Here is a 24532-nt window from a genome sequence, read left to right on the forward strand (position 1 = left end):
CTCCTGGCGCGGCCGGAAACCAACGCTCCGGTCTTTTCGGCCGGCAGTGCCGGAGGCAGCGCCGCGTCCCGCCGATTGGCGCTTGCGTTCGATCTCGACGCCGACGCCGCCAGGGCCGAGCTCGAGCTTCTCCACCCTTACCGTGACACGCACGACACGCTGGTTCTCCAAGACGTGCGCTGCCACCTGCTCGGCCAAAGCCTCGCTGAGCTGGATATGTCCCCGCGCGACGATGGTGCGAATGCCGTCCATGATGATGTCATAAGAGAACACATGGCGCATGTCCTCGGGATGGTCGGTGATTTGCAGCACGTCGGCGGCCACATCAAAGCGCACTTTTTGAGTATGGCCATGCTCGAAGCTGTAGGCACCGATCTGGACCGGCAGAACAAAATCCCGCACAAAAATCCTGTCCGTGCCCAATGTCGGGTCGGTGTCCGGCGAATAGCCTCTCGCCGCCAACAGGCGATAGTCGATACTCGATTGATCGCCGGTCCCGGATTCCGCCGGGATCAACTCTCGAATCTGCGAGACCGCCTCGGCGCTGATCGAACTCGTGCGACCGGAATGGCCACACAGCGCCCCCCGAAAGCCGAGAAAATCGGGAGCGAAAGGCAATAGGCGCGGAATATCCGGAGCTTCCAGCGATCCACTCAGGCCGACCATCAGACCGAGCGATTTCGTTCGGTCGACGAATCCCGGAATACGCTCCGGCGGCAGATGATCGAGCAGCCGGCCCTTCCCCTTTTGCGCGGTATCGACCATCACGCCATGGAAGCGATACCTGGCGAATATCGGCAGAAGCTCGAAGTCCGGCGCCAGATCGGCAAACAGCACGGCAATCAGCTTCGTTCGTGCGGCGAGCGGTTCGAGCGCCTGTGCGCAGGCAGAGATATTCGCCGAAGGAAAAAATCCGATCTTCACATAGTCGACGCCGGTCGCCGCGATCTCTTCGGCCTTGATGCGGATCGTTTCGGGCTCCGTCGGTAGGTCGCCGCAGACCGCGCTGACCGGAGCCCGACCAGCGATGAACGAAATCGTTCGGCGCATGGTTTCCGTGGACACCGCGCCCAGAGCTCCCGCCTTCGGGTCCTTCAGGTCGACGATGTCGACACCTCCAGAAAGAGCGATCTCCGCCTCTTCGATGCCGGTGACGCTTGCCAGCATTCTGGTCATTTGAACAGTTTCTCCAGTTTGGAGGACAAGACGTTTTTTAAGAGGCAGTCGGTGTTGCCATGCGAATCGACGCCGGCGACCTTCCGCACCGTTCTGGCAGGCGCGAAAAGTCTTCCGATAGGGTTTGATAAATTTTGCGGGTCGGCTAAGTTGATCATGGGCACCTTGACTTGGCGCGGGTCCGGCAACCGTCGAACCTTTGCGCAAGAATGGGTAATTACTATCGATGACGAGCGCGGTGCCAGGCACTCTCGCTGCCTTTTTGTGCTTTTTTTCCCTGACCGTCAACGTTTCCGACGCGACAGGCCAGGAAACGGTGGCGAAGCCGGAAAAAAAGACAACCGAAATCAAGATAGGCTATTTGCGGGCCTACGCACCGCAATTGACGCTTTCCATGCTCGACCTGCCGCCACGTGACCAAGGTGTCGCCGGCGCCGAGGTGGCGATCGGCGACAACAATACGACCGGAAAGTTCACCAACCAGAAATTCAGCCTCGACGTGACCGAGATCAAGCCCGACGGCGACGCGGTTCAGGCATTCGAAGGCATGATCGCCAAGGGCGACCGCTATGTGGTCGCCGATCTTTCAGCCAAACAATTGCTGTCGATCGCCGACATCGCCCGCGACAAAGGCGTGCTGATCTTCAACGTCGGCGCCACCGACGACAGCCTTCGCGAGGAGGACTGCCGCATCAACGTTTTCCATATCGCGCCGACGCGCAGCATGCTGGCCGATGCGCTGGCGCAGTATCTCATGGTGAAGAAGTGGCCGAATTGGGTGCTGCTCTATGGATCGCATGAGCAGGATCGTCTCTACGCCGATGCGTTGCGCCGCGCGGCAACCCGCTTCGGCGGCCAGATCGTCGCCGAGAAGGAATTCAAGGATACCGGCACAGCCAGGCGCACCGACACCGGCGCCACGCAGATACAGCAGCAGATTTCCGTGTTCACGCAAGATCTCCCGGAGCATGACGTGGTGCTTGTCGCCGACGAAAGCGAGGTTTTCGGGACCTACGTGCCCTATCGCACCTGGACGCCGCGGCTGGTCGCCGGCACGGCCGGTCTGGTTGCATCGTCATGGCATCCCGCCAGCGAACAATGGGGCGGCATCCAGATGCAGAGCCGCTTCTTGAAGACGGCGAGCCGGCGGATGCTTTCAAAGGACATGTCGGCCTGGACGGCGGTGCGTGCCGTCGGCGAGGCCACCACGCGCACCAAGGGCGACGATGCGAAAAAGATCAGTGACTACATGCGCTCGGACGACTTTTCGGTTGCTGCTTTCAAGGGGCAGAAGCTGACCTTCCGCAAATGGAACCTCCAGCTTCGCCAGCCGATCTTGCTTGGCGATACCAAGTCCGTCGTCTCGACATCGCCACAAGAGGGCTATCTTCACCAAGTCTCCGAACTCGACACGCTCGGTGTCGATCAGCCGGAAACGAAATGCGCTCTCAAGTAGAGTCAATCGGGAGGAATTTGCGTGCAGAAACGAGCTTGCGCATTCGCCATTCTCGCGGCCGGCCTGACGGCCAGTCCGGCATCGGCCTATACGGCCTACGTTTCCAACGAGAAGGACAACACGATGACCGTCGTGGACACGGCGACGATGCAGGTGGTGAAGACAGTTGAAGTCGGCCAGAGACCTCGCGGCATCACCATCTCGCATGACGGCAAGTTCGTCTACCTATGCGCCAGCGATGACGATACGGTCCAGATCATCGATACCGCGACCCTTGAAATCGTCGGTACGCTGCCATCCGGCCCCGATCCCGAATTGTTCGTGCTCTCGCCGGACGGCAAGACGCTTTATGTCGCCAATGAGGACGATAATCTCGTCACCGCCATCGACGTCGAAAGCAAGCAGGTCCTGGCCGAGATTCCGGTCGGCGTGGAACCGGAAGGCATGGGTGTCAGCCCCGATGGCAAGACCATGGTCAACACCTCGGAAACCACCAGCATGGCGCATTTCATCGACACCGGCACGCATGAGGTGACCGACAACGTGCTGGTCGACACGCGCCCGCGCTTCGCCGACTTCAAGCCCGACGGCTCGCAGGTCTGGGTCAGCGCCGAGGTCGGTGGCACTGTCAGCGTCATCGACAACGCCAAACGCGAAGTGGTGAAGAAGATCCAGTTCGCGATTCAGGGACTGCGGGCCGAAACCATCCAGCCGGTAGGCATCGCCATCACCGCCGATGGTAAGAAAGCCTATGTCGCGCTCGGCCCGGCGAACCATGTCGCGGTGATCAATACCGACACCTACGAGGTGGAGAAATACATCCTCGTCGGCCAGCGCGTCTGGCATCTGGCCTTCACGCCCGACCAAAAAACGCTGATCACCACGAATGGCAATTCCAACGATATCACCTTCATCGACACGGCCACCGACGAGCCGGTCCAATCGCTCACCGTGGGCCAGCAGCCCTGGGGTGTGGTCATTTCGCCCAAATAGCAGACATTGATCATCGGGAGGCTCAAGACATGAAACTTTTCCGCAGGTTTTTCTTCGCCGCCCTCGCCGGATTCGTCCTTGCTCCGACCGGAGCAAGCGCCGACGACGCAACACCAAAACCGTCGCGTGCCAGCAAGAACCTGCCGGAACTGATTATTGGTTCGGCCGATTCCACTTACGCCGTCAATCAGAAGGATTTCGAGCTGATCGCCGGCCAGGGCTATCGCTGGAAGATCACCTCCAAGGGCGGTTTCGAGTACAAGTTCGTCACCGACCTCTTCCGCAATGTCTGGATGGACCAGATCGTCATCAACGATTTGGAAGTGCATATGGACGGCGGACCAGCCTGGCTGGAATTCGACGACGCGGGGACGATCCAGGTGCAGTTCCATACCGTTCGCCCGGGCGAATATACCTGGTCGGTTCCCGACCTTGCCGACAAGGGACTGAAGGGCAAGATTACGATCAAGTGAGACAAAAGGCGATCAAGGCGCCAGAAGCCAACGCGTCCTGAAGGAGCGGCCCGGCATGCAGCATATGAGGAAAAGCGGTCCGGGAGAAGAGGTGGCGGCGCTCGATGTCGGTGCCGTCAGCCATTCCTATGGCCAGAAGCGGGCGCTCAACGACGTCTCCTTCTCGATCGCGCCGGCGACTTTCACCGTTCTGCTCGGCCTCAACGGGGCCGGCAAGACAACGCTGTTCTCACTGATAAGCCACCTCTACGACACGCGTCACGGATCGATCCGCATCTTCGGCCATGACATCCGCCGCGCATCCGGCGGAGCACTCAGACGCGTCGGCATCGTGTTCCAGGCACGCACGCTCGACCTCGACCTCAGCGTCTACCAGAACCTCTCATACCACGCCTCGCTGCATGGCATTGGCGGACGCGAAGCTCGCCAGCGCATTGCCGCGCTGCTTGAAACGGTCGACATGCAGGGCCGCCAGCATGACAAAGCACGCAGCCTCTCCGGCGGTCAGATGCGGCGCATCGAAATCGCCCGGGCGCTGTTGCACCGCCCTTCCCTGCTCCTGCTTGACGAGGCGACCGTAGGCCTCGACATTGAGTCTCGCGCGGGCATCCTCGCCACCATCCGCAAGCTCGTCCAAGCCGAGGGCATCGGCGTGCTCTGGGCCACGCATCTGATCGACGAAGTCGAAGACGCCGACCATGTCGTCATACTGCGGCGGGGTGATCTGGTCGCGAGCGGCAAGGTGTCGGATGTGATCCGTGCGAATGGTGGAAATTCGATTCGCGAAACCTTTTCGAAGCTCAGCCGCGTCGATGCGGCGGGCATGGCGGAGACGTCGCCATGAGCGCTCCTGCGATGCCTGGAAAGCTCGCCGGCATCATGCCGGTGAGGTCTGAGCCATTCGGCCTGCGCCACTATCTCATTTGCCTGAAAGGTGTCGTCCTGCGCGAGTGCCTGCGCTTCCTGCACCAGCGCGAACGCTTCATTTCCTCGCTGGTCCGGCCGCTCATCTGGCTGTTCATCTTCGCCGCCGGCTTTCGCCAGGTGCTCGGCGTGTCGATCATCCCACCCTACAAGACGTATGTGCTCTACGAGGTCTATATCACGCCGGGCCTTTGCGGCATGATCCTGCTGTTTTCCGGCATGCAGTCTTCGCTGTCGATGGTCTACGACCGCGAGATGGGCAACATGCGCATCCTGCTGGTCAGCCCGTTTCCGCGCTGGTTCCTGCTGGTGTCGAAGATGCTCGCGGGCGTGGCCGTATCGATCGTGCAGGTCTACGCGTTCCTGATCGTTGCCTGGTTGTGGGGAGTCAAGGCGCCGCCACTCGGCTACCTCTATGTGCTGCCGGCACTGTTCCTGTCGGGCATGATGCTTTGCGCGCTCGGCATGCTCTTGTCTTCGCTGATCAAGCAGCTCGAAAACTTCGCCGGCATCATGAACTTCGTCATCTTTCCCGGCTATTTCGCGTCTCCGGCGCTCTATCCCTTGTGGCGCATCCAGGAGGCGAGCCCGCTGCTCTACAAGATCTGCCTCTGCAACCCGTTCACCTATGCCGTCGAACTGATCCGCTTTGCCTTTTACGGGCAGATCGAATGGCTGTCGCTGGGCATCGTGGCCGGCTGCACGCTGCTGTTTCTGGGCGGCGCCATCATCGCATACGACCCTTCGCGCGGTTTGGTGATCCGCAAGCAGGACATGGGAGGAAACGCCTGATGGCGCGAATGAGACTTGTTCACACTCTCGTTGTGGTCGCCACGCTTGCCTTCATGGGAGGCGCCGGCGCGGCAAACACCGATCCCGACTGGCCCTGCATACAGCGTAAGGTGCCACGGCTCTCGCTTGGCCAGATCTGGAATGGGCCGGAGCTTCCCGCGACCGCGAAAGATTGGGCGAAGGATGCCCGTGTGTCGGCGCTTGTCGAGGCGGTGGCAGCCCGGCGGACGCCGATTGCCGAAGCCCAGAAAGAGATCAAGGATTTCGCGACTTCCCTGCCGCCCGAACAGGTCGCACCAAAAATGACGATGCTGGTGCAGGGAATGTTCGACCATATGGACGCCGAGCGTTCGCACGTGATCTCCGGCATCTCCCGCTATGCGCACAAACAGCTCGAAATGGCGGCACAGTTGCGCAAGGAAGCATCCGAAGTCGACGCGCTGCGCGCCAAGGCCGATGCGGATCCGGACGAAGTCGAACGGCGAACCGACCAGCTGAATTTCGCGACGCGAATTTTCACCGAACGGGTCCAGTCGCTGACTTATGTCTGCGATGTGCCCACGATAATCGAGCAGCGGCTTTACCAGTTGTCGAAGACCGTCTCGGAAACACTCGTCGTCAAGAAATAGACCTTGGCCGCCTGCCTCATGACCCCCTGCCAGGCAGCACACGCCAGCGCTGCACGAAATAACCGGGATGCGTCTCGATCCACCGAGCCACCAGCGGCTGCGCCTGCATGAAGGCAGTCCCGGGATTCATCGCCAGACCGTCTACCATTTGTTCGCGTTGTTCGCAGGTCCGCGGTACATCCGTCAGACAGACCATCATAACGAGTGTGTAAAGCATTACCCCTTTTCCCCATCGAATTCCCGAACCCTACCCGGGAGGTTTCCGAACAGTCTGCAGGGGTTGCACATACAGATCGCTTACGGGTGTGAAAGGACGTGGCCCCCGCTCTTTCGCACTGCAACATAACATATCGCTTATATAACACCAACGATCGCGGGCGTTCTCCACCGGACTTTCATCCGTTGCGTTCGTAAAATGTCATCCCGCCTTGTCTGGATACAGCTTTCCGAAAAGGGGCAGGTACATCGCGCCCTTGCGCATCAGGAAATCGTTGAACGTGGCCATGGCCGGCGAGATTGCGTGATCGGTTCGCATCACCGAGAACCATTGCCGGCGGATCGGCATGCCGACAACGTCGAGGATGACAAGCCGGCCTGCTTCGGTTTCCGCAGCGATGGTGTGGGCAGAGATGAAGGCGATGCCCAGACCAGCCATCACCGCCTGCTTGATCGTTTCGTTCGAGGCCATCTCGACACCAAGGTCGTCGATGCGCCCAGGCACGTCGCTCAGGAATATTTCCAACGAGATGCGGGTTCCGGAGCCGGGCTCGCGAATAAGGAAATGCTCCTCCGCGATCCGCTCCTTGGAGATATCTCGCGCCGCGACCAACGGATGGTCGGGCGGCGCGATGATGACCAGCGGGTGATCGCCGAAGACCGAAGCACGCACCGGAACCTCTTTCGCCGGGCGCCCCATCAGCGCGATGTCGATGTCGTGGTTCCTGAGGTTGTCGATCGTCTGGGCGCGGTTGCCGATGGCAAGCCGCATGTCGATGTCGGGATGGTCCTTCATGAACGCAGCCATCAGCCGCGGCGCGAAATATTTGGCGGTGGAAACGACGCCGAGCCTCAAGCTGCCGGTGCGTACGCCCTTGATGGCATCCATCTTGTCTTCGAGCAAACCGAGATGCTCCTCGATAGCCTGCGCTGTCTCGACGAAAGCCCGACCTGCGGCAGTGGGACGCATGCCGTCCGACGTTCGGTCGAACAGAGCCAGCTGGAATTCTTCCTCCACTTGCCGCAACTGGATTGTCAGCGCTGGAGGAGACAGGCCTAACATCTTGGCCGCGCTGACAATTTTGCCGCACTTGATGATTGCCTGGACGGTCTTGAAATGCTTGAGCGTGAGGTTCCTCATGCCGCATACTAAATTATTTTTAGTGGCTAGGTAAAGTTATTGAATTTTACTTATCTCGCGACGTTTGTTTCCATTCCTCCAGTCCAGCCGCTCCGAGGAGATGCGGCCGGACCGGGAGGTTACGATGCCAGCGGCAACGCTCGACGCTTTTCTGAACTCCTATCTCGGCCAGCCTGACGAATTCCGCTCGGGAGTTGTGACGACCGTCCGTCAGTTGACACAGGCCGCCATCAAGGTCCGCAACACCATCAATCAAGGGGTGCTCGGCGCCGCCTTTGCCGAAACCCGTGGCGCCAATGCCGATGGCGACGTCCAGAAGGATCTCGACGTCTTCTCCGACGACATCTTCCTCGACGCCATGCGCCGCGCACCGGTCGCGCTTTACGCCTCCGAGGAACTGGAGCAGCCGGTCCTGCTCGACAGGCAAGCGCCACTCGCCATTGCGATCGATCCGCTCGACGGCTCGTCCAACATCGACACCAACGTGTCGATCGGAACGATCTTCTCGCTCCTGACCGCAACTGGCGCGCCGGACGCTGATCCGGCCGCCTCTTTCCTGCAGGCGGGCGTGAACCAGCTAGGCGCCGGTTTCTTCATCTATGGGCCGCAGCTGGCACTCGTCCTGTCGCTCGGCAGCGGCACACATGTCTTCGTCTTCTCGACAAGGCTCGGCACCTTCGTCCAGGCCTATGAAAGCCGGATCATTCCGCAACGCACTCAGGAGTTCGCCATCAACGCCGCCAACTACCGGCACTGGGACGAGGCCGTGCGGCTCTATGTCGACGACTGCCTGGAGGGCACCGAAGGACCGCGCGAGAAGGATTTCAACATGCGCTGGATCGCCTCTCTGGTTGCCGACTGTTACCGCATTTTGATGCGCGGCGGCGTCTTTCTCTACCCCGGCGATCGACGCAAGGGCTATGGTCAGGGACGGTTGCGCCTCGTCTACGAGGCCAACCCGATCGCCTATCTCATAGAACAGGCTGGTGGTGCCGCCACCGATGCGATCAACCGCATCCTGGAAATCGAACCCGAGAGCCTGCATCAGCGCGTGCCGATGATCTTCGGGTCGGCGCGGGAAGTCGCGCGCATCACCCGCTACCACACAGAGCCGAGCAACATCGGTGAGCGTGCGCCGCTGTTCAGCCGCCGCGGCCTGTTCAGAGCCTGAGCAGCACCATGTCAGCCAAGCACCCCATCATCACCATCACCGGGTCGTCGGGCGCCGGCACGACCTCGGTCAAGCGCATCTTCGATCTGATTTTCCGGCGCGAGAACATCGAGGCCGCTTTCATCGAAGGCGACGCCTTCCACCGCTACGATCGCGCGGCGATGAAGGCAAAGGTGGCCGAGGAGGAAAAGGCCGGCAACCCGAACTTCACCCATTTCAATGCCGCGGCCAACGAACTCGGAATTCTCGAAGAGGTGTTCGCGGAATATGGCCGCCGCGGAACGGGCAAGACCCGCACCTATATTCATGATGAGGAAGAGGAAAAGCAGCACGGCACGCCACCGGGAACCTTTACCGAATGGCGCGAATTCGCTCCCAGCGACCTGCTCTTCTACGAGGGGCTGCACGGCTGTGTCGTCACCGACACGATCAATTTGGCCAAGCATGCGGATCTCAAGATCGGCGTCGTGCCGGTCATCAATCTCGAATGGATCCAGAAGATCCATCGCGACCGTTCGACACGCGGCTATTCCACCGAGGCGGTGATGGACGTGATCCTGCGCCGGATGCCCGACTATGTCCGCAACATCGTCCCGCAATTCTCGCAGACCGCCATCAACTTCCAGCGCGTGCCGATCGTCGACACGTCCAACCCGTTCATCGCGCGCTGGATCCCGACGCCCGACGAATCGATGCTGGTTATCCGCTTCGCCAATCCGCGGGGCATCGATTTTCCGTATCTGCTGTCGATGATCCACGACTCGTTCATGTCGCGGCCAAATTCCATTGTGGTGCCAGGCAACAAGCTCGATCTTGCCATGCAGTTGATCCTGACGCCGCTCATCCTGCAATTGATTGAACGCAAGAGCCGTGTGTCGTGAGGAGGATGCAATGACCAGCCAAACAGCACTGAAGCCCGTCACCACAACCGCTCCCGTCTCGGAGCGCGACATGGCGAACGCCATTCGCGCGCTGGCGATGGACAGCGTTCAAAAGGCGAATTCGGGTCACCCTGGCATGCCGATGGGCATGGCCGACGTCGCAACGGTGCTGTTCAACCGCTTCATCGATATCGATCCGTCGAGGCCGGACTGGCCCGACCGTGACCGTTTCGTGCTTTCAGCCGGCCACGGCTCGATGCTGCAATACGCACTGCATCATCTGCTCGGCTATGAAGACATGCAGATCGAGGAATTGCAGCGATTTCGGCAGTTGGGCAGCCGCACCGCCGGACATCCGGAATACGGCCATGCGCTTGGCGTGGAGACCACCACCGGACCGCTCGGACAGGGCATTTCCACGGCGGTCGGCATGGCGCTGGCGGAACGTATGCTTGCCGCCCGCTACGGTGCCGATCTGGTCGATCATCATACCTATGTCATTGCGGGCGACGGCTGCCTTCAGGAGGGCATCAGTCACGAGGCGATAGACCTCGCTGGTCACCTGAAGCTTTCCCGCCTGATTGTTTTCTGGGACGACAATGCGATTTCCATTGACGGGCCGACCTCCCTCTCCACGTCGATGGACCAGCCGGCGCGCTTCAAGGCCGCCGGCTGGGATGTCCAAAGCGTCGCCGGCCACGACATGGAGGCAGTCGCCGCGGCAATCGAGGCGGCGCGGCGGTCGGATCGGCCATCGCTGATTGCCTGCCGCACAGTGATCGGCATGGGTGCCCCCAATCTCGGCGGTTCGGAAAAGACGCACGGCGCACCGCTGGGTGAAGCAGAGATCGCCGCGACACGCGAAAACATCGGCTGGGCCCACGCACCGTTCGATGTGCCAGATGATATCCTTTTCACCTGGCGCGAGATTGCCGGTCGCGGCGAAGCGATGCGGCGCGCCTGGGAGCAGCGGCTTGCCGCCTCGCCGCGGCGCGAGGCCTTCGAGAGCGCCGTCGCCGCCGAACTGCCCGACACGGTCTTCGAAGCGCTCGACGCCTTTCGTCGCGAACATGTCGAGAAGGCAACCAAGGTGGCGACGCGAAAAGCCTCCGAAATGGCGCTGGAGGCCATCAATGGCGCAACGGAGTTGACCGTCGGCGGCTCGGCCGATCTGACGCATTCGAATCTGACGATCACCAAGGACATGAACCGCATTGCACCGGGTGACTATGCCGGCCGCTATATTCACTACGGCATTCGTGAGCACGGCATGGCGGCCGCCATGAACGGCATCGCGCTGCATGGCGGTTTCGTGCCCTATGGCGGGACGTTCCTGTGCTTCGCCGATTATGCGCGCGGCGCGATGCGGCTCTCGGCGCTCATGGGCCAGCGCGTCATCTATGTGATGACACACGATTCCATCGGCCTCGGCGAGGACGGCCCGACGCACCAGCCGGTCGAGCACCTTGCGATGCTGCGTGCCACGCCTAATCTCAACGTCTTCCGCCCGGCGGATGTCATCGAAACGGCGGAGTGCTGGGAACTCGCGCTAAAGAGCAAGGATCGGCCGAGCGTCCTGGTGCTGTCGCGCCAGAACCTGCCGATGCTGCGTCGGTCGCACAGCGACGAGAACCGCTCCTGCCAGGGCGCTTACATCCTGCGGGAGCCGGCAAGGCACCGCGCCGTCACCCTGATCGCCACCGGCTCGGAGGTCGAGATCGCGGTTGCTGCCGCCGAAAGGCTGGAGACTGAGCATGGCGTCGCCGCCGCCGTCGTGTCGATGCCGTGCTGGGAGCTTTTCGAGGAGCAGGAAAGCGCCACCCGCAAGGCCGTCCTCGGCTCGGCGCCGCGCGTCGCGGTCGAAGCAGCAGCCCGGCTGGGCTGGGACCGCTGGATCGGCGAGACCGGTGCTTTCGTCGGCATGACCGGCTTCGGCGCCAGCGCCCCTGCCCCCGACCTCTACCGGCATTTCAACATAACGTCCGAAGCGGTTGCTGCAGCGGCACTGAAGCTCATCATCTAGGAGGATTCACAATGGCTCGCATCACCCTTCGCCAGCTTCTCGACCATGCCGCCGAGCACGGCTACGGCGTACCGGCATTCAACATCAACAACATGGAACAGGGCCTCGCCATCATGGAAGCGGCCAAGGCCTGCGACGCGCCTGTCATCATCCAGGCTTCGCGTGGCGCCCGATCCTATGCCAACGACATCATGCTGGCCAAGATGATGGAGGCGCTGACCGAAATCCACCCGACCATCCCGCTATGCATCCATCAAGACCACGGCAACAGCGAGGCCACCTGCCTTTCCGCGATCCGCCACGGCTTCACCTCGGTGATGATGGACGGATCCTTGATGGCGGACGCCAAGACGCCGGCCAGCTACGACTACAACGTCGCCATAACCGAACGCGTCGCACGCATGGCGCATTGGGTCGGCGCTTCCGTCGAAGGCGAACTGGGTGTGCTCGGCTCGCTGGAAACCGGTCAAAGCGAGGCAGAGGATGGCCACGGCGCCGAAGGCGCGCTTTCCCACGACCAGTTGTTGACCGATCCCGATCAGGCGGTCGACTTTGTGACCGCAACCCAGGTCGACGCGCTGGCGATCGCCTGCGGCACCTCGCACGGCGCCTACAAATTCACCCGCAAGCCGGACGGCGATATCCTGGCCATGCAGGTGATCGAGGCGATCCACGAAAAGCTGCCCAACACGCATCTGGTCATGCACGGCTCGTCCTCGGTGCCGCAGGAGCTGCAGGACATTATCAACAGATACGGCGGCGAGATGCCCCAGACCTTTGGCGTTCCGGTCGAGGAGATCGAGCGCGGCATCCGCTACGGCGTGCGCAAGGTCAACATCGACACCGATTGCCGCATGGCCATGGCCGGGCAGTTCCGCCGCGTCGCGACGGAAGACCCGCGCGAGTTCGATCCCCGTAAATTCCTGAAACCCGCCATGGACGCCTTGCGCGACCTTTGCCGGGACCGGTTCGAGCGTTTCGGCACGGCGTCCAACGCCTCGAAGATCAAGGTCATCGCCATGGACGAGATGGCGAAACGTTACGCCGCGGGAAAACTCGATCCCCATATCGCAATCGCGAAAGCCGCCTGAGCAACAAACAGGAGACCTGTCATGAACAAGATCGACATACTGCCAGCGGGGACGCTCAAGGAAGGCAAGGAACGCTACAAGTCAGGGGTCATCCCCTACAAGAAGATGGGTTACTGGGAGCCGGACTACAGGCCCAAGGAGACCGATCTGATCGCCATGTTCCGGATCACGCCGCAGCCGGGCGTCGACCACGAGGAGGCGGCCGCGGCCATCGCCGGCGAATCCTCCACCGCGACGTGGACCGTGGTGTGGACCGACCGACTGACGGCTTGCGAGCTCTATCGCGCCAAGGCGTTCAGATCCGAGCCGGTGCCGAACACCGGTCCCGGAACCAAGACCGAGCAACAGTACTTCGCCTACATCGCCTACGACCTCGACCTGTTCGAGCCGGGCTCGATCGCCAATCTGACCGCATCGATCATCGGCAATGTGTTCGGCTTCAAGGCAGTCAAGGCGCTGCGGCTGGAAGACATGCGTATCCCGGTGGCGTACCTCAAAACCTTCCAGGGGCCGGCGACCGGTATCGTGGTGGAGCGTGAGCGGCTCGACAAGTTCGGCCGGCCGCTGCTCGGCGCGACGACGAAGCCGAAGCTCGGCCTGTCGGGACGCAATTACGGGCGCGTCGTTTACGAAGCGCTGAAGGGCGGCCTCGACTTCGTCAAGGACGACGAGAACATTAACTCGCAGCCCTTCATGCACTGGCGCGACCGCTTCCTCTACTGCATGGAGGCCGTGAACAAGGCGTCGGCCGCCACCGGCGAGGTCAAAGGACATTATCTCAACGTCACCGCCGGCACGATGGAGGAGATGTACGAGCGCGCCGAATTCGCCAAGCAGCTTGGCTCCTGCATCGTCATGATCGACCTCGTTATCGGCTACACGGCGATCCAGTCGATGGCCAAGTGGGCGCGCCGCAACGACATGATCCTGCACCTGCACCGTGCCGGCAACTCGACCTATTCGCGCCAGAAGAACCACGGCATGAATTTCCGCGTCATCTGCAAATGGATGCGTATGGCCGGCGTCGACCACATCCATGCCGGCACGGTGGTCGGCAAGCTGGAAGGCGACCCGCTCATGATCAAGGGGTTTTATGACACGCTGCGCGAGGAGCGCACGCCGCAGAACCTCGAAACCGGGCTGTTCTTCGATCAGGAATGGGCCTCGCTCAACAAGGTGATGCCCGTCGCCTCGGGCGGTATCCATGCCGGCCAGATGCACCAGTTGATCCACTATCTCGGCGAGGATGTCATCCTGCAGTTCGGCGGTGGCACGATCGGCCATCCGGACGGTATCCAGGCAGGCGCGACGGCCAATCGCGTCGCCTTGGAAGCGATGATCCTGGCCCGCAACGAGGGGCGCGATTATTTGCGCGAAGGAACCAAGATCCTCGAACAGGCGGCCAGATGGTGCACGCCGCTGAAGGCTGCCCTGGAGACCTGGAAGGACGTCACCTTCAACTACGAGTCGACCGACACGGCCGACTTCGTGCCAACCGCAACGCCCAGCTTCTAGACGAAAGGAACCGTCGTCATGATGACCAATCCGGGAAACAAGGTCACGCAGGGACAGTTCTCGTTCCTGCCCGACCTAACCGATGAGCAGATTTCGGCGCAGATCAAATACGCGCTGAAGAACCATTGGGCGGTCAGCGTCGAGTACACGGACGATCCGCATCCGCGAAACACCTATTGGGAAATGTACGGCAACCCGATGTTCGACTTGAAAGATCCGGCGGGCATACTGCTTGAGGTCAACGCTTGCCGGAAAGCCTGTCCGAACATGTATGTGCGGGTAACCGCCTTCGATTCGACCAAGGGCTGGGAAGCCCCGCGCATGTCGTTCATTGTCAACCGGCCGCCCAGCGAACCCGGCTTCCGGCTGCTGCGCCAGGAGCGCGACGGCCGCAGCCAGGGTTATTCGATCGTGCCTTATGCGACCGACAGGCCCGAGGGCGAGCGGAGCTAGCTGAACCATGCTGAACGCGATGACCAAGGACGCTGCCGCACAGGACGCGACGGTTGATCTGCAGGCCGAGTTCGAGGCGTCCAACATCGACGAGGTCATGGACAAGCTCGACCGTGAACTCGTTGGCCTGAAGCCGGTCAAGACCCGCATCCGCGAGATCGCCGCTCTCCTCCTGGTCGACCGGCTTCGCCGCAAGTTCGGGCTGACCTCGGGCGCCCCGACGCTGCACATGAACTTTACGGGAAATCCCGGCACCGGAAAGACCACCGTGGCGCTGAGGATGGCCGAAATCCTGCATCGTCTCGGCTATGTCCGCGAAGGCCACATGGTCGCCGTGACGCGCGACGATCTCGTCGGCCAGTATGTGGGCCACACCGCGCCCAAGACCCGCGAGGTGATCAAGCGTGCCATGGGCGGCGTGCTTTTCATCGACGAGGCCTACTATCTCTACAAGCCCGAGAACGAACGCGACTACGGCCAGGAATCGATCGAAATCCTGCTGCAGTGCATGGAGAACAACCGTGACGATCTGGTTGTGATCCTTGCCGGCTACAAGAACAAGATGGACCGCTTCTTCGACAGCAATCCCGGCATGCGTTCGCGCATCGCCCATCACCTCGATTTCCCCGACTATGGCGTCAGCGAACTGAAATCGATCGCCGAGATTATGCTCGCGGAGCAGAATTATCGCCTCAGCGAGGCGGCGTCCCGTGCGCTCGAAGAGTATCTTCCGATCCGCATGAGGCTGCCGCATTTCTCCAACGCGCGTTCGGTCCGCAATGGGCTCGACCGGGCGCGGCTGCGGCAGGCCAACCGGCTTTTCGCATCGCGCAGCCGGGTGTTGACCAAAGCCGATCTTATCACCATCGAGGAATCCGACATCCGCGGCAGCCGCGTGTTCGCGGAAGGGAAACTCGAAGGCGAACCGGAGACGAAGATGCGCTGACGGGATGGAGCCGGCTGGCGCAGCGACCAACACCCGCAGACAGAATTGGAGACGACGACCATGGTCACCAGGACAATCATCGCACCCTCCGTGCTTTCCGCGGATTTCTCGCGGCTCGGCGACGAGGTCGAAGCTGTCGTGCGAGCGGGTGCCGACTGGATCCATCTCGACGTGATGGACGGCCATTTCGTGCCCAACATCACCTTCGGTCCGCCGGTGATCAAGGCGATCCGCGACCGAACGGACAAAATTTTCGACTGCCATCTGATGATCGCGCCGGCCGACCCCTATCTGGCCGCCTTCGCCGACGCGGGCTGCGACATCATCACGGTGCACGCCGAGGCCGGGCCGCATCTCGATCGTTCCCTGCAGGCGATCAAAAATCTCGGCAAGAAGGCCGGCGTATCGCTGAATCCTTCGACGCCGGAGAGCGCCATCGAATATGTGCTCGACAGGCTCGACCTGGTGCTTCTGATGACGGTCAATCCAGGCTTTGGCGGCCAGGCCTTCATTTCCGCGGTCATCGAGAAGATCAGGCGAATCAAGGCACTGGTTGGCCACCGCCCGATTGACATCGAAATCGATGGCGGCGTCACGGCCGAAACCGCCCCGCTGGTTGCCGCGGCCGGCGCCAATGTGCTGGTCGCCGGGTCGGCCGTGTTCAAGGGGGGCACCGAGGCAGCCTATCGCGCCAACATTGGAGCCATCCGACAGACGGCCGACGGTGCGATCCGGAAAGCCGCATAACCATTCCATCGGAGGCAAGCATGGCGGCCGTCCCCCCTGTGTGCGATTTCGGCTGGCGCGCCATCGATGCCGTTTTGCCTGGCGTCGACGGCAGGTCGCATTCGATCTTCAGCCAGGCCGGCCCGAACGGCCTGGTCGTGGCCTTCATCTGCAATCACTGCCCTTATGTGAAGGCGGTGATTTCACGTATCGTGTGCGATGCCAACGATCTTAAGGCCGAAGGTATCGGCTTTGTCGCGATCAACTCAAACGATGCCGACACCTACCCGGAGGATTCCTTCGACCAAATGAAGCTCTTCGCCACGACGAACGGCTTTAGCTTCCCTTACCTGCACGACCACCGCCAAACTGTGGCGCGCGATTACGCAGCCGTGTGCACTCCCGATTTCTTCGGGTTCAACAGCGAGTTGGGACTGCAATATCGCGGTCGGCTGGACGCCTCGCGACGAGAAGCCGGAGCGCCCGGGCTGAGACGCGACCTGTTCGAGGCGATGAAGCAGGTTGCCCGAACCGGCGACGGGCCGCTAGACCAGATCGCCTCGATCGGCTGCTCGATCAAGTGGAAGGATGCCGCATGAACGTCGGTGCAGGTAGGCCGCTTCGATCGCCGAAGGCGATCCTGTTCGATCTCGACGGCACGCTGGTCGACTCGGCACCGGACATAGCGGCCGCCGTCAACGAACTGCTGGCCAGTCGCGGTCTGCCGCCGCTGCGCCTGGATCAGGTCACGGCCATGATCGGCGGCGGCGTCAGGAAATTGATCGAGCGAGCCTTCGCGGCGTCGGGAGCGCCACTGCTCGGCAACGCTCTCGATGAGGCCAACCGCGTCATGGCGCCTATCTACCGCCGGCATCTGACCGGCCTGACAAGGCTGATGCCTGGCGTCAGGGAGGCTCTCACCCACTTTCATTTGGGCGGAGTAAGCATGGGGGTGGCAACCAACAAACCGCAGTTGGCGACCCGCGAAATCCTGCTTCATTTCGGATTGACGGAATATTTCGGCGCAATCGTTGGCGGAGACGCGGTGACATTCCTGAAACCGGCGCCCGATGCCCTGCTGCTGGCGTTGGCACAGCTTGGGGTCGACCCCGGTGACGCGCTGCTGGTCGGAGACAGTGGCGCCGACCTGGGTGCCGCACGCGCCGCCGGCATGCCCGTCATTCTGTTGCGCGGCGGCTACAGCCACATTCCGGTGGAAGAGCTTGGCGCCGACCTCGTTTGCGACAGCCTTTTCGATCTGCCTTCGGCCATGCAGAGGCTGCAAGCCGATGCGTGATCAAGGCGTCCGCCGGCCGAACGCAAATTCGAACGGCCGGCTGCGCTCTATTTCGAGAATTGCTTCAGATAGGCAATGACATTGGCGATGTCTTCGTCCTGCTTCAGGCCGACAAACGCCATCTTTGTTCCTTTGACCATGGCCTTGGGATCGTGAAGATAGGTCTTCAGCGTGGGTTCATCCCATTTGACGCCGGACTTGCCTGCCGCGACCATCGCCTGAGAATAGCTGAACCCCGGGTGCGTGCCGGCCGTTCGGCCGATGACGCCGTTCAACGACGGGCCGACCTTGTTCTTGTCCTGGTCGGCGGTATGGCAGACCTTGCATTTGGCGAAGACCTTCTCACCAGCCGCCGCATCCTGTGCCTGGGATTGGCTCGCGATGAAGGGCACAACGGACATGACTGCGAAAAATGCGATTGCGCGCATGGTATTTCCTCATTGATCGTCTGGGTGCCCTGGACGATTTGCGCATGCCGATCCTTTGATCCGTCGGTATGCGCCTTACGCGGTGGAGTGGAAATTCCGCTTCTCCCGTGAAGCCGCGCCGCGTGACTCGGAAGCTAATTGGCATGTTGTGAAAGTCAATCGTACAAAGGTTTAGGGGCCTGCGAGCTCAAGAGACCTTTCCATTCGTCTTTGTTGACGGCTATCGGGCGAGCGCGTAGCTTGACCTCAATCCGGTTTCTCCATTGGCACCTCGGGAAATCCGGCAAGTGGCGGTTTGTCCTGGCTCCTGGTTGGGCTGGACTCGCCGAGATGGGCGTTTGGGAACGCGCAAGAGGTGCTGAATGGACATGGTCGATCTCATATTGACGGTTTGCCTCAGCGCCAATCCGAGCAATTGCCGAGACGAACATCTCTATTTCGAGAGCCGCGGCACTCTGTTCCAATGCATGATCCTTGCCCCCAGCGAAATCGCGAAATGGTCTCAAGAACACCCGAACCTCAAGGTCATGCGCTGGAAATGCGCATTTCCGAGCAAGGAACGAGCCATCTGATTTGGCAGCGCGGAACCCTGGGGAGGAGGTGTCATGATGGTTTCACGGCGCATGACGCTGCGTCTGGCGGTTCTCGGGACAGCCGCTGTTCTTGCTACCAGGCCGGTCGTTGCGGCAGCCAGGATTCGCCTCGGTGTGCTGAAGTTCGGAACCGTGAGTTGGGAACTCGATACGCTAAGGCGGCACAAATTCGATGCCGCCAACGGGATCGATCTGGAGATCATCGACTTCGCCGGCGAGGATGCAACCAACGTCGCGCTGCTGGCTGGCGCGATCGACATGATCGTCTCCGACTGGCTGTGGGTCTCGCGCCAGCGCTCCGAAGGCGGCGACCTCACATTGACCCCCTATTCGACCTCCGTGGGGGCGATCATGGTGAAGGAGGATTCGCCGATCCGGACGGTCGCCGATCTCGAGGACAAGAAAATCGGCGTCGCCGGCGGCCCGCTCGACAAGAGTTGGCTGCTTATACAAGCGCTGAGCAGACGCGATCTCGGCGTCGACCTGTCGGCAGCCAGCGACATCGTCTTCGGCGCGCCGCCGCTGATTTCGGAAAAGGCGATACAGGGCGAACTCGATGCGGTGCTGAATTTCTGGCATTTTTGCGCCCGTCTCGAGGCCAATGGCTTCCGTCGACTGATCGGCGTGAACGACGCGGCAAAGGCGCTCGGGGCTCTGGGACCCGTTTCGGCCCTCGGTTACGTCTTCCATGACCAATGGGCAAACGAGAACCCGGATGCCGTCAGGGGTTTCGTGAGGGCGTCCACGCAAGCCAAGGACTTGCTGGCCAGATCCGATGACGAATGGCTGCGCCTGGCGCCGATCATTCGCGCGGAAGGCAAGGAACTGGAAAAGCTGCGCGATCGCTACCGCCAAGGCATTCCCAGACGGTCGGTCGCCGAGGAAGCGGCCGACGCCGGCAGGCTATACCATGTGCTGGCGGCGATCGCCGGCGCGAAACTTGTCGGCAGCGCGCCGGAGATGGCGCCCGGCACGTTCTGGCCGGGACCCGAGAAATGACCGCATTGGGAACCGACGGCACGCGTGACGCCCCGCCGAGCATGTCCGGCCGACGCAGCCTGGCGACGGCACTGGTGCCCGCGCTGACCGTAGCGGTTTCCCTGCTCGCGCTTTGCCTGCTGTGGAACCTTGCGGCAAGCGTCTGGCCAAGCCGTGCCTTTCCAGGACCTGCGCAGGTCTGGCAGGTGCTTCTCAGGGAGGCTGCGGGCGGCGACCTCTTTTACCATCTCGGCGTGACTCTCGGCCGGGTCGCCGCGGCATATATCGTCGCCATGATCATCGGATCCGTCATCGGCGTTTTGCTCGGCAGCCATCGTCGCGTCGACCGTTTTTTCAACCCGTGGGTGATCCTGTTCCTCAACATCCCGGCGCTGGTGGTCATCGTCCTCGGCTACATCTGGTTCGGCCTCAACGAGGCGGCGGCGATCGGCGCGGTGGCGGTGAACAAGATCCCGAATGTCGTGGTGACGATGCGCGAAGGCGCTAGGGCGCTTGATCCAAGTTACGCCGAAATGGCCACCGTCTATCGCTTCGGCCGCCTTGAACGCATCCGCCATATCCTGCTGCCGCAATTGCAGCCCTATCTTGCCGCCGCATCGCGATCCGGCATTGCCCTCATCTGGAAGATCGTCCTGGTCGTCGAACTGCTCGGCCGCTCGAACGGTGTCGGCTTCCAGATCCATCTCTATTTCCAGCTCTTCGATGTCGCCGCCATCCTTGCCTACACGCTGGCTTTCGTGGCGGTGATGCTTGTCATTGAACTTCTCCTGGTGCAGCCCGTTGAACGACATGCAACCCGTTGGCGCCGTCGTCCCGCTTAAGGTCGACATCGCCGAAAAGACCTTCAGGTCCACGCGAGGCGTCTCGATCACGGCGCTTCAGGACCTTTCCTTCGAGGTCCGGCAAGGCGAATTCGCCTGCTTGCTGGGACCGTCGGGCTGCGGCAAAACCACGACGCTGCGTATCCTGCTTGGCTTGGACCAAGACTTTTCCGGCTCCTTTCAGTTGCCGCAAGGAGGTTCGAACCGCATCGCCGCCGTATTCCAGGAACCGACCCTGCTGCCGTGGCGAACGGTGGAACAGAATGTCAGGCTGGCGTTGCCGAAAAGCTTGAGAGCGAAAAATCTGGACGGGCTGTTCGACACGCTCGGCCTCGCCGGCATGCGCTCGCTCTATCCTGCCGAACTGTCGCTCGGCCTTGCGCGCAGGGCAGCACTTGCCAGGGCTTTCGCCACCGAGCCGGCGGTGCTTTTCCTGGACGAACCTTTTGTCTCGCTCGACGAACAGACCGCCGAGCGGCTTCGGCATCTGCTTTTGACCGTGTGGTCGGCACGGCCAACGACCGCCTTGATGGTGACGCATAATCTACGCGAGGCACTGATGCTGTCGGACCGCATCATCGTGCTCGCGCCACGGCCAACCCATGTGCTCGGCGTGTTCGACGTACGGCTGCCACGGCAACATCGCAATTCGCAGGTGATGAGCGACCTCCTGCGGTCGTTCCATCAAAGATTTCCGGACGTCACCTGATCGCCTGCAGGCGAGATGCATATCGGAGACCTTCATGTCGATCGATCGGCTAAGACGCAGGCTTGTGAGTGGCTTCACCTGCACCGCTGCCAGCGCCGCCTTGCTGCCATGCTGCCTCGGACGAGCCGTTCTGGCCGCAGGCGGCAGCTTGCGGTTCTCGACCAGGCAAATCGCCGACGGCGTCTTCGCCTTCCAGGGCGCGGATGAATTGATGACCGCCGCCAACAACGGTGCGATCTGCAATCTGGGCGCCGTCATCGGCACCGATGCGGTTGCCGTCATCGACAGCGGTGGCAGCCTGATCGAGGCGCACGCCTTTCTCGCCGCGATCGGAAAGCTGACAGCAAAGCCGGTTCGCTTCCTGGTCAACACCCACATGCATCCCGACCATATCTTCGGCAATGCGGCATTCCGGAAGATCGGCGCGACCATCGTCGGTCACCGCAATCTGCCGCGTGCTCTCGAGGCGCGTGGAGCGTTCTATCTGCACAACTATCGCGAACAGCTTGGCGAGGCGTTGATGGAGGGGATCGAGATCGTGCCGCCGACCATGCTGGTCGACGATCGCCTGCAACTCGACCTCGGCGGGCGCATGATCGAACTGCGGGCATGGAAGGCGGCGCACACCGACAACGACCTGACCGTATTCGATACCGCGACGAGAACGCTCTTTGCCGGCGATCTCGTGTTCATGGGCTCCTTGCCGACGCTCGACGGATCACTGCTTGGATGGCTCCGCCAGATGGATGCGCTCACCGCGATCGACGCCGCGCGCGTCGTTCCAGGTCATGGTCCTGTAACGGCCGACTGGCCACAAGCGCTGGCGGGGGAGCGACGCTATTTCGAGATTCTGGCGCGCGATATCCGCAAGGCGATCGCCGACGGAACGCCGCTGCGCGAAGCAGTCAAAACCGCTGGCGAAACCGAACGGGATAATTGGCACCTGTTCGACGATTACAACGAGCGCAACGCAACGGCCGCATTTGCCGAACTCGAGTGGGAATAGACGATGCCGACATGCGTCCAGCACCTGTAAGGCACGGCGATTTGCCAAGGCGTCGCCAAAGGCTTATCCTCAACGCCAGCCTGGGCACCACCTCTCTGCATTGGTGGAGGCATCGAAATGCAAAATCACGCTTACTCGAGCCGGCAGCTCGCTTTGCCGCTCGCATCCGTTTTTGTCGCGATCATCTTGGCCATCGGCACGCTGCTCGGCTCCTCGGGAACCGCCAGCGCACAGCAAACAACCGCGTCCTCGGACAGAATCTGGCATGACTTGAAGGGCGACGTGTTCGGCGATCGGGCAATTCTGGTCGATACCGGCGTCGTCAGGATCGAAGCGCCGAAGCGGGCGCAGGATGCCGCCATCGTGCCCGTCGACATCCATCTCGATCCAGCCAAGGCGCCGGACGGCATCAAATCCGTTACCTTGATCATCGATGCCAACCCTGCACCGGTGGCGGCAACGTTCCAGCTCGGCAAGGATGCCGGCGTGACGCATCTGTCGACGCGCGTGCGCGTCAACGACTATTCCTATCTGCGTGCCATCGCTGAGACGCAGAGCGGCCAGCTCCATATGATGCAGACCTTCGTCAAGGCATCAGGCGGATGCTCCGCCCCTGCGGTCAAGAACCAGGACGAGGCCAACGCGACGATGGGTCAGATGAAGCTGCGCCAGTTCCCGCCCAAAGAGACGATGACCAAGACTGAGGAACTGCAGTTGATGATCCGGCATCCTAACAATTCGGGCCTGCAGCGGGATCCGCTGACCCAGTATTTCATACCGGCGCATTTTGTTCAGAAACTGTCGATCTCGCAAGCCGGCCGGCCGATCCTCTCCATGGAAGGTGGAATATCGATTTCGGAAGACCCCAATTTCCGGTTCGATTTCACCGTGCATGGCAACGGCGAAATCCAGGTGGAAGCGACCGACACGGATGGCAAAACATTCCGCAATCAGTGGCCCCTGGAGACAGCAGGTCTCTGAAGTATCCCTCTTGCGCCGTAATGCCGGATGCTTGCCAGCTCGATCCCCGAAGTGAAGCTCATTTCGGGAGGATCATGTCCAGGCAAAGGATGGAACTCCATCCGGCTTGCGGAGGGAGCAGGCTCTAAAAGCAGCGCACGTCGGCTTCCGACTGCGCGCGCTTCAATTCGGTACGGGCGGCCTTCGCCGGTGCGCTTTCGCGAAACAGCCCAGCGTTTTCGCCTGTGGTCAAAGACATACTCTTGAAAGTCTCGGCCCTCTCATAGTGGTCGTACGGAAGGATCGAGGCGATGACGTCGATCGAGCAGGAACAGCTTTCCAGCGCCTTACGTGTCTGGCCGTTCGTCTGCATGCAGCCGAGCACGTAATCGGCAATCGTTGCTGTCGGGTAATCTCCCGCGGCGCCCGCCGGGTTTGCGAAGGCCAGCGGCGCGGCCAGGAGCAGCGGCAAGGTCGAAAATCCAACATATCTGATCATGGGAAAACCTCCGGTTAGCCTGGGCGCGATGTGCCAAGTCGGGATCACCGTGGCAGTTGGCAACGAGCCGCAGAGTCAGTCAAGCGCCCATGGCTTCCGTATACGACCAAAGGAGGAATGCGGTACTCATCGACCGTGGTTCCGCATGGCGGCCTGATGGCCCGCTCCACACCCCAACTCCAACGATCATCTCATGCTTGGCCCACTATCGATTCCCCATGCAGCACGTAGATGGCTAGGTCGGGACCTCGAAGTGAATACCGCTAAATAAAATCCTTGCTTAGGTGAAATGTAAAACTCAAAAAATAATCAAATTTTATGCGGCCAACCGTTACTTAGCTAGTAGAAATACTTTATATAACAAATACCGTCCTAGTTATTTCCTTATATTGCACCGCATCATTTACGATATTGCGGTGCAAAAAGACACCCAGGCTTTTTTGCTTGCCTAGCGTTTTGCGATGACATAGCCTCACCCTGTTTCCGGCTTCAAGGGCGTCACCGTCATTAGGGAGCGGCGACAGTCTTTCGTAGGCCAAGGTGAGGTGGGCAGTAACGGTGCCCTCTGCACATCTGGCTTAGGTCGTGACACGCTGCCGGAAATATTTCCCCCC

At 61.2% G+C, this 24532-nt stretch carries 27 protein-coding genes; 22 read left to right on the forward strand and 5 right to left on the reverse strand.

What is annotated here, in order from left to right; all coding sequences use genetic code 11:
- Nucleotides 1–1176, reverse strand: a 1176-nt coding sequence (locus EOB59_RS14565) for a (5-formylfuran-3-yl)methyl phosphate synthase (RefSeq protein WP_128288642.1), incomplete at its 3' end; no start/stop codon positions are given.
- 226 nt (nucleotides 1177–1402) lie between these two features.
- On the opposite strand from EOB59_RS14565, the gene EOB59_RS14575 reads away from it, so the two are divergent.
- The 6 genes from EOB59_RS14575 to EOB59_RS14600 are packed head-to-tail and all read left to right on the forward strand — an operon-like array spanning nucleotide 1403 to nucleotide 6443.
- The gene (locus EOB59_RS14575; RefSeq protein WP_128288644.1) at nucleotides 1403–2632 is read left to right on the forward strand and encodes an ABC transporter substrate-binding protein; all 1230 of its coding nucleotides are present in this window, start codon (nucleotides 1403–1405) and stop codon (nucleotides 2630–2632) included.
- A 21-nt stretch (nucleotides 2633–2653) separates the two neighbouring features.
- The gene (locus tag EOB59_RS14580) at nucleotides 2654–3625 is read left to right on the forward strand and encodes a YVTN family beta-propeller repeat protein (protein ID WP_127319306.1); all 972 of its coding nucleotides are present in this window, start codon (nucleotides 2654–2656) and stop codon (nucleotides 3623–3625) included.
- Between the two features lie 29 nt (nucleotides 3626–3654).
- Nucleotides 3655–4098, forward strand: coding sequence for a hypothetical protein (locus EOB59_RS14585; RefSeq protein ID WP_127269840.1), 444 nt, complete (start codon nucleotides 3655–3657; stop codon nucleotides 4096–4098).
- A 55-nt stretch (nucleotides 4099–4153) separates the two neighbouring features.
- Nucleotides 4154–4942, forward strand: coding sequence for an ATP-binding cassette domain-containing protein (locus EOB59_RS14590; protein WP_127810604.1), 789 nt, complete (start codon nucleotides 4154–4156; stop codon nucleotides 4940–4942).
- Nucleotides 4943–4977: 35 nt separating this feature from the next.
- Nucleotides 4978–5814 carry an ABC transporter permease gene (locus EOB59_RS14595; protein ID WP_164895652.1) on the forward strand — a complete coding sequence of 279 codons (837 nt, stop codon included), beginning with the start codon at nucleotides 4978–4980 and terminating at the stop codon, nucleotides 5812–5814.
- Nucleotides 5814–6443: a hypothetical protein gene (locus EOB59_RS14600; RefSeq protein ID WP_127810606.1), complete on the forward strand. Its 630-nt coding sequence runs from the start codon at nucleotides 5814–5816 to the stop codon at nucleotides 6441–6443. The genes EOB59_RS14595 and EOB59_RS14600 overlap by 1 nt, the downstream gene beginning before the upstream one ends.
- Before the next feature lie 16 nt (nucleotides 6444–6459).
- On the opposite strand, the gene EOB59_RS14605 is transcribed toward EOB59_RS14600, so the two are convergent.
- Nucleotides 6460–6660, reverse strand: a complete 201-nt coding sequence (locus EOB59_RS14605) for a hypothetical protein (RefSeq protein WP_023810407.1) — start codon at nucleotides 6658–6660, stop codon at nucleotides 6460–6462.
- A 201-nt stretch (nucleotides 6661–6861) separates the two neighbouring features.
- Nucleotides 6862–7800: a LysR family transcriptional regulator gene (locus EOB59_RS14610; RefSeq protein ID WP_127810607.1), complete on the reverse strand. Its 939-nt coding sequence runs from the start codon at nucleotides 7798–7800 to the stop codon at nucleotides 6862–6864.
- Between the two features lie 124 nt (nucleotides 7801–7924).
- Between EOB59_RS14610 and EOB59_RS14615 the strand changes: the two genes are divergently transcribed.
- The 10 genes from EOB59_RS14615 to gph are packed head-to-tail and all read left to right on the forward strand — an operon-like array spanning nucleotide 7925 to nucleotide 17903.
- Complete coding sequence (locus tag EOB59_RS14615) at nucleotides 7925–8971, forward strand: class 1 fructose-bisphosphatase (protein ID WP_127810608.1); 1047 nt, start codon at nucleotides 7925–7927, stop codon at nucleotides 8969–8971.
- 8 nt (nucleotides 8972–8979) lie between these two features.
- Nucleotides 8980–9852 carry a phosphoribulokinase gene (locus EOB59_RS14620; RefSeq protein WP_127395372.1) on the forward strand — a complete coding sequence of 291 codons (873 nt, stop codon included), beginning with the start codon at nucleotides 8980–8982 and terminating at the stop codon, nucleotides 9850–9852.
- 10 nt (nucleotides 9853–9862) lie between these two features.
- On the forward strand, nucleotides 9863–11875 hold the full coding sequence (tkt, locus tag EOB59_RS14625) for a transketolase (protein ID WP_128288646.1): 2013 nt from the start codon (nucleotides 9863–9865) through the stop codon (nucleotides 11873–11875).
- A gap of 11 nt (nucleotides 11876–11886) precedes the next feature.
- Nucleotides 11887–12966, forward strand: coding sequence for a class II fructose-bisphosphate aldolase (gene fba / locus EOB59_RS14630; RefSeq protein WP_127395374.1), 1080 nt, complete (start codon nucleotides 11887–11889; stop codon nucleotides 12964–12966).
- Nucleotides 12967–12987: 21 nt separating this feature from the next.
- Nucleotides 12988–14481 (forward strand): ribulose-bisphosphate carboxylase large subunit, encoded by a 1494-nt coding sequence (locus EOB59_RS14635; RefSeq protein ID WP_013532056.1) that lies wholly within the window; start codon nucleotides 12988–12990, stop codon nucleotides 14479–14481.
- 18 nt (nucleotides 14482–14499) lie between these two features.
- Complete coding sequence (locus EOB59_RS14640) at nucleotides 14500–14934, forward strand: ribulose bisphosphate carboxylase small subunit (RefSeq protein ID WP_013532057.1); 435 nt, start codon at nucleotides 14500–14502, stop codon at nucleotides 14932–14934.
- Nucleotides 14935–14941: 7 nt separating this feature from the next.
- On the forward strand, nucleotides 14942–15880 hold the full coding sequence (gene cbbX, locus EOB59_RS14645; protein ID WP_128288647.1) for a CbbX protein: 939 nt from the start codon (nucleotides 14942–14944) through the stop codon (nucleotides 15878–15880).
- A 60-nt stretch (nucleotides 15881–15940) separates the two neighbouring features.
- A complete protein-coding gene (rpe, locus tag EOB59_RS14650) occupies nucleotides 15941–16627 on the forward strand; it encodes a ribulose-phosphate 3-epimerase (RefSeq protein WP_127395377.1) in 687 nt (228 codons plus the stop codon).
- Nucleotides 16628–16647: 20 nt separating this feature from the next.
- The gene (locus tag EOB59_RS14655; RefSeq protein ID WP_127395378.1) at nucleotides 16648–17205 is read left to right on the forward strand and encodes a thioredoxin family protein; all 558 of its coding nucleotides are present in this window, start codon (nucleotides 16648–16650) and stop codon (nucleotides 17203–17205) included.
- On the forward strand, nucleotides 17202–17903 hold the full coding sequence (gene gph / locus EOB59_RS14660) for a phosphoglycolate phosphatase (RefSeq protein ID WP_127395379.1): 702 nt from the start codon (nucleotides 17202–17204) through the stop codon (nucleotides 17901–17903). Before EOB59_RS14655 ends, gph begins: the two co-directional genes overlap by 4 nt.
- 47 nt (nucleotides 17904–17950) lie before the next feature.
- Here gph and EOB59_RS14665 read toward each other — a convergent pair whose 3' ends face one another.
- Nucleotides 17951–18331 (reverse strand): cytochrome c family protein, encoded by a 381-nt coding sequence (locus EOB59_RS14665; protein WP_127395380.1) that lies wholly within the window; start codon nucleotides 18329–18331, stop codon nucleotides 17951–17953.
- Nucleotides 18332–18693: 362 nt separating this feature from the next.
- Here EOB59_RS14665 and EOB59_RS14670 point away from each other — a divergent pair, with 362 nt between their 5' ends.
- From EOB59_RS14670 to EOB59_RS14695, 6 genes are all read left to right on the forward strand, one after another.
- Complete coding sequence (locus EOB59_RS14670; protein ID WP_127269602.1) at nucleotides 18694–18903, forward strand: hypothetical protein; 210 nt, start codon at nucleotides 18694–18696, stop codon at nucleotides 18901–18903.
- Nucleotides 18904–18936: 33 nt separating this feature from the next.
- Complete coding sequence (locus EOB59_RS14675; RefSeq protein ID WP_128288648.1) at nucleotides 18937–19923, forward strand: ABC transporter substrate-binding protein; 987 nt, start codon at nucleotides 18937–18939, stop codon at nucleotides 19921–19923.
- On the forward strand, nucleotides 19920–20744 hold the full coding sequence (locus EOB59_RS14680) for an ABC transporter permease (RefSeq protein WP_127810613.1): 825 nt from the start codon (nucleotides 19920–19922) through the stop codon (nucleotides 20742–20744). The genes EOB59_RS14675 and EOB59_RS14680 overlap by 4 nt, the downstream gene beginning before the upstream one ends.
- Nucleotides 20713–21453, forward strand: coding sequence for an ATP-binding cassette domain-containing protein (locus tag EOB59_RS14685; RefSeq protein WP_128288661.1), 741 nt, complete (start codon nucleotides 20713–20715; stop codon nucleotides 21451–21453). The genes EOB59_RS14680 and EOB59_RS14685 overlap by 32 nt, the downstream gene beginning before the upstream one ends.
- 34 nt (nucleotides 21454–21487) lie before the next feature.
- The gene (locus tag EOB59_RS14690) at nucleotides 21488–22459 is read left to right on the forward strand and encodes a quinoprotein relay system zinc metallohydrolase 2 (RefSeq protein WP_128288649.1); all 972 of its coding nucleotides are present in this window, start codon (nucleotides 21488–21490) and stop codon (nucleotides 22457–22459) included.
- A 117-nt stretch (nucleotides 22460–22576) separates the two neighbouring features.
- Nucleotides 22577–23440 carry a quinoprotein dehydrogenase-associated SoxYZ-like carrier gene (locus tag EOB59_RS14695; protein ID WP_128288650.1) on the forward strand — a complete coding sequence of 288 codons (864 nt, stop codon included), beginning with the start codon at nucleotides 22577–22579 and terminating at the stop codon, nucleotides 23438–23440.
- Nucleotides 23441–23564: 124 nt separating this feature from the next.
- Here the strand turns inward: EOB59_RS14695 and EOB59_RS14700 are convergent, their stop codons facing one another.
- Complete coding sequence (locus EOB59_RS14700; RefSeq protein ID WP_127269861.1) at nucleotides 23565–23918, reverse strand: hypothetical protein; 354 nt, start codon at nucleotides 23916–23918, stop codon at nucleotides 23565–23567.
- Nucleotides 23919–24532: the final 614 nt, after the last annotated feature.

Source organism: Mesorhizobium sp. M7A.F.Ca.MR.176.00.0.0 (assembly GCF_004023165.1).
Classification (GTDB): Bacteria; Pseudomonadota; Alphaproteobacteria; order Rhizobiales; family Rhizobiaceae; genus Mesorhizobium.

What these genes read in the sequence shown, in the direction of transcription:
- EOB59_RS14575 (WP_128288644.1), top strand. Translation starts at nt 1,403, where the DNA reads ATGACGAGCGCGGTGCCAGGCACTCTCGCTGCCTTTTTGTGCTTTTTT.
- EOB59_RS14585 (WP_127269840.1), top strand. Translation starts at nt 3,655, where the DNA reads ATGAAACTTTTCCGCAGGTTTTTCTTCGCCGCCCTCGCCGGATTCGTC.
- EOB59_RS14590 (WP_127810604.1), top strand. Translation starts at nt 4,154, where the DNA reads ATGCAGCATATGAGGAAAAGCGGTCCGGGAGAAGAGGTGGCGGCGCTC.
- EOB59_RS14595 (WP_164895652.1), top strand. Translation starts at nt 4,978, where the DNA reads ATGCCGGTGAGGTCTGAGCCATTCGGCCTGCGCCACTATCTCATTTGC.
- EOB59_RS14600 (WP_127810606.1), top strand. Translation starts at nt 5,814, where the DNA reads ATGGCGCGAATGAGACTTGTTCACACTCTCGTTGTGGTCGCCACGCTT.
- EOB59_RS14605 (WP_023810407.1), bottom strand. Translation starts at nt 6,660, where the DNA reads ATGCTTTACACACTCGTTATGATGGTCTGTCTGACGGATGTACCGCGG.
- EOB59_RS14610 (WP_127810607.1), bottom strand. Translation starts at nt 7,800, where the DNA reads ATGAGGAACCTCACGCTCAAGCATTTCAAGACCGTCCAGGCAATCATC.
- EOB59_RS14615 (WP_127810608.1), top strand. Translation starts at nt 7,925, where the DNA reads ATGCCAGCGGCAACGCTCGACGCTTTTCTGAACTCCTATCTCGGCCAG.
- EOB59_RS14620 (WP_127395372.1), top strand. Translation starts at nt 8,980, where the DNA reads ATGTCAGCCAAGCACCCCATCATCACCATCACCGGGTCGTCGGGCGCC.
- tkt (WP_128288646.1), top strand. Translation starts at nt 9,863, where the DNA reads ATGACCAGCCAAACAGCACTGAAGCCCGTCACCACAACCGCTCCCGTC.
- fba (WP_127395374.1), top strand. Translation starts at nt 11,887, where the DNA reads ATGGCTCGCATCACCCTTCGCCAGCTTCTCGACCATGCCGCCGAGCAC.
- EOB59_RS14635 (WP_013532056.1), top strand. Translation starts at nt 12,988, where the DNA reads ATGAACAAGATCGACATACTGCCAGCGGGGACGCTCAAGGAAGGCAAG.
- EOB59_RS14640 (WP_013532057.1), top strand. Translation starts at nt 14,500, where the DNA reads ATGATGACCAATCCGGGAAACAAGGTCACGCAGGGACAGTTCTCGTTC.
- cbbX (WP_128288647.1), top strand. Translation starts at nt 14,942, where the DNA reads ATGCTGAACGCGATGACCAAGGACGCTGCCGCACAGGACGCGACGGTT.
- rpe (WP_127395377.1), top strand. Translation starts at nt 15,941, where the DNA reads ATGGTCACCAGGACAATCATCGCACCCTCCGTGCTTTCCGCGGATTTC.
- EOB59_RS14655 (WP_127395378.1), top strand. Translation starts at nt 16,648, where the DNA reads ATGGCGGCCGTCCCCCCTGTGTGCGATTTCGGCTGGCGCGCCATCGAT.
- gph (WP_127395379.1), top strand. Translation starts at nt 17,202, where the DNA reads ATGAACGTCGGTGCAGGTAGGCCGCTTCGATCGCCGAAGGCGATCCTG.
- EOB59_RS14665 (WP_127395380.1), bottom strand. Translation starts at nt 18,331, where the DNA reads ATGCGCGCAATCGCATTTTTCGCAGTCATGTCCGTTGTGCCCTTCATC.
- EOB59_RS14670 (WP_127269602.1), top strand. Translation starts at nt 18,694, where the DNA reads ATGGACATGGTCGATCTCATATTGACGGTTTGCCTCAGCGCCAATCCG.
- EOB59_RS14675 (WP_128288648.1), top strand. Translation starts at nt 18,937, where the DNA reads ATGATGGTTTCACGGCGCATGACGCTGCGTCTGGCGGTTCTCGGGACA.
- EOB59_RS14680 (WP_127810613.1), top strand. Translation starts at nt 19,920, where the DNA reads ATGACCGCATTGGGAACCGACGGCACGCGTGACGCCCCGCCGAGCATG.
- EOB59_RS14685 (WP_128288661.1), top strand. Translation starts at nt 20,713, where the DNA reads ATGCAACCCGTTGGCGCCGTCGTCCCGCTTAAGGTCGACATCGCCGAA.
- EOB59_RS14690 (WP_128288649.1), top strand. Translation starts at nt 21,488, where the DNA reads ATGTCGATCGATCGGCTAAGACGCAGGCTTGTGAGTGGCTTCACCTGC.
- EOB59_RS14695 (WP_128288650.1), top strand. Translation starts at nt 22,577, where the DNA reads ATGCAAAATCACGCTTACTCGAGCCGGCAGCTCGCTTTGCCGCTCGCA.
- EOB59_RS14700 (WP_127269861.1), bottom strand. Translation starts at nt 23,918, where the DNA reads ATGATCAGATATGTTGGATTTTCGACCTTGCCGCTGCTCCTGGCCGCG.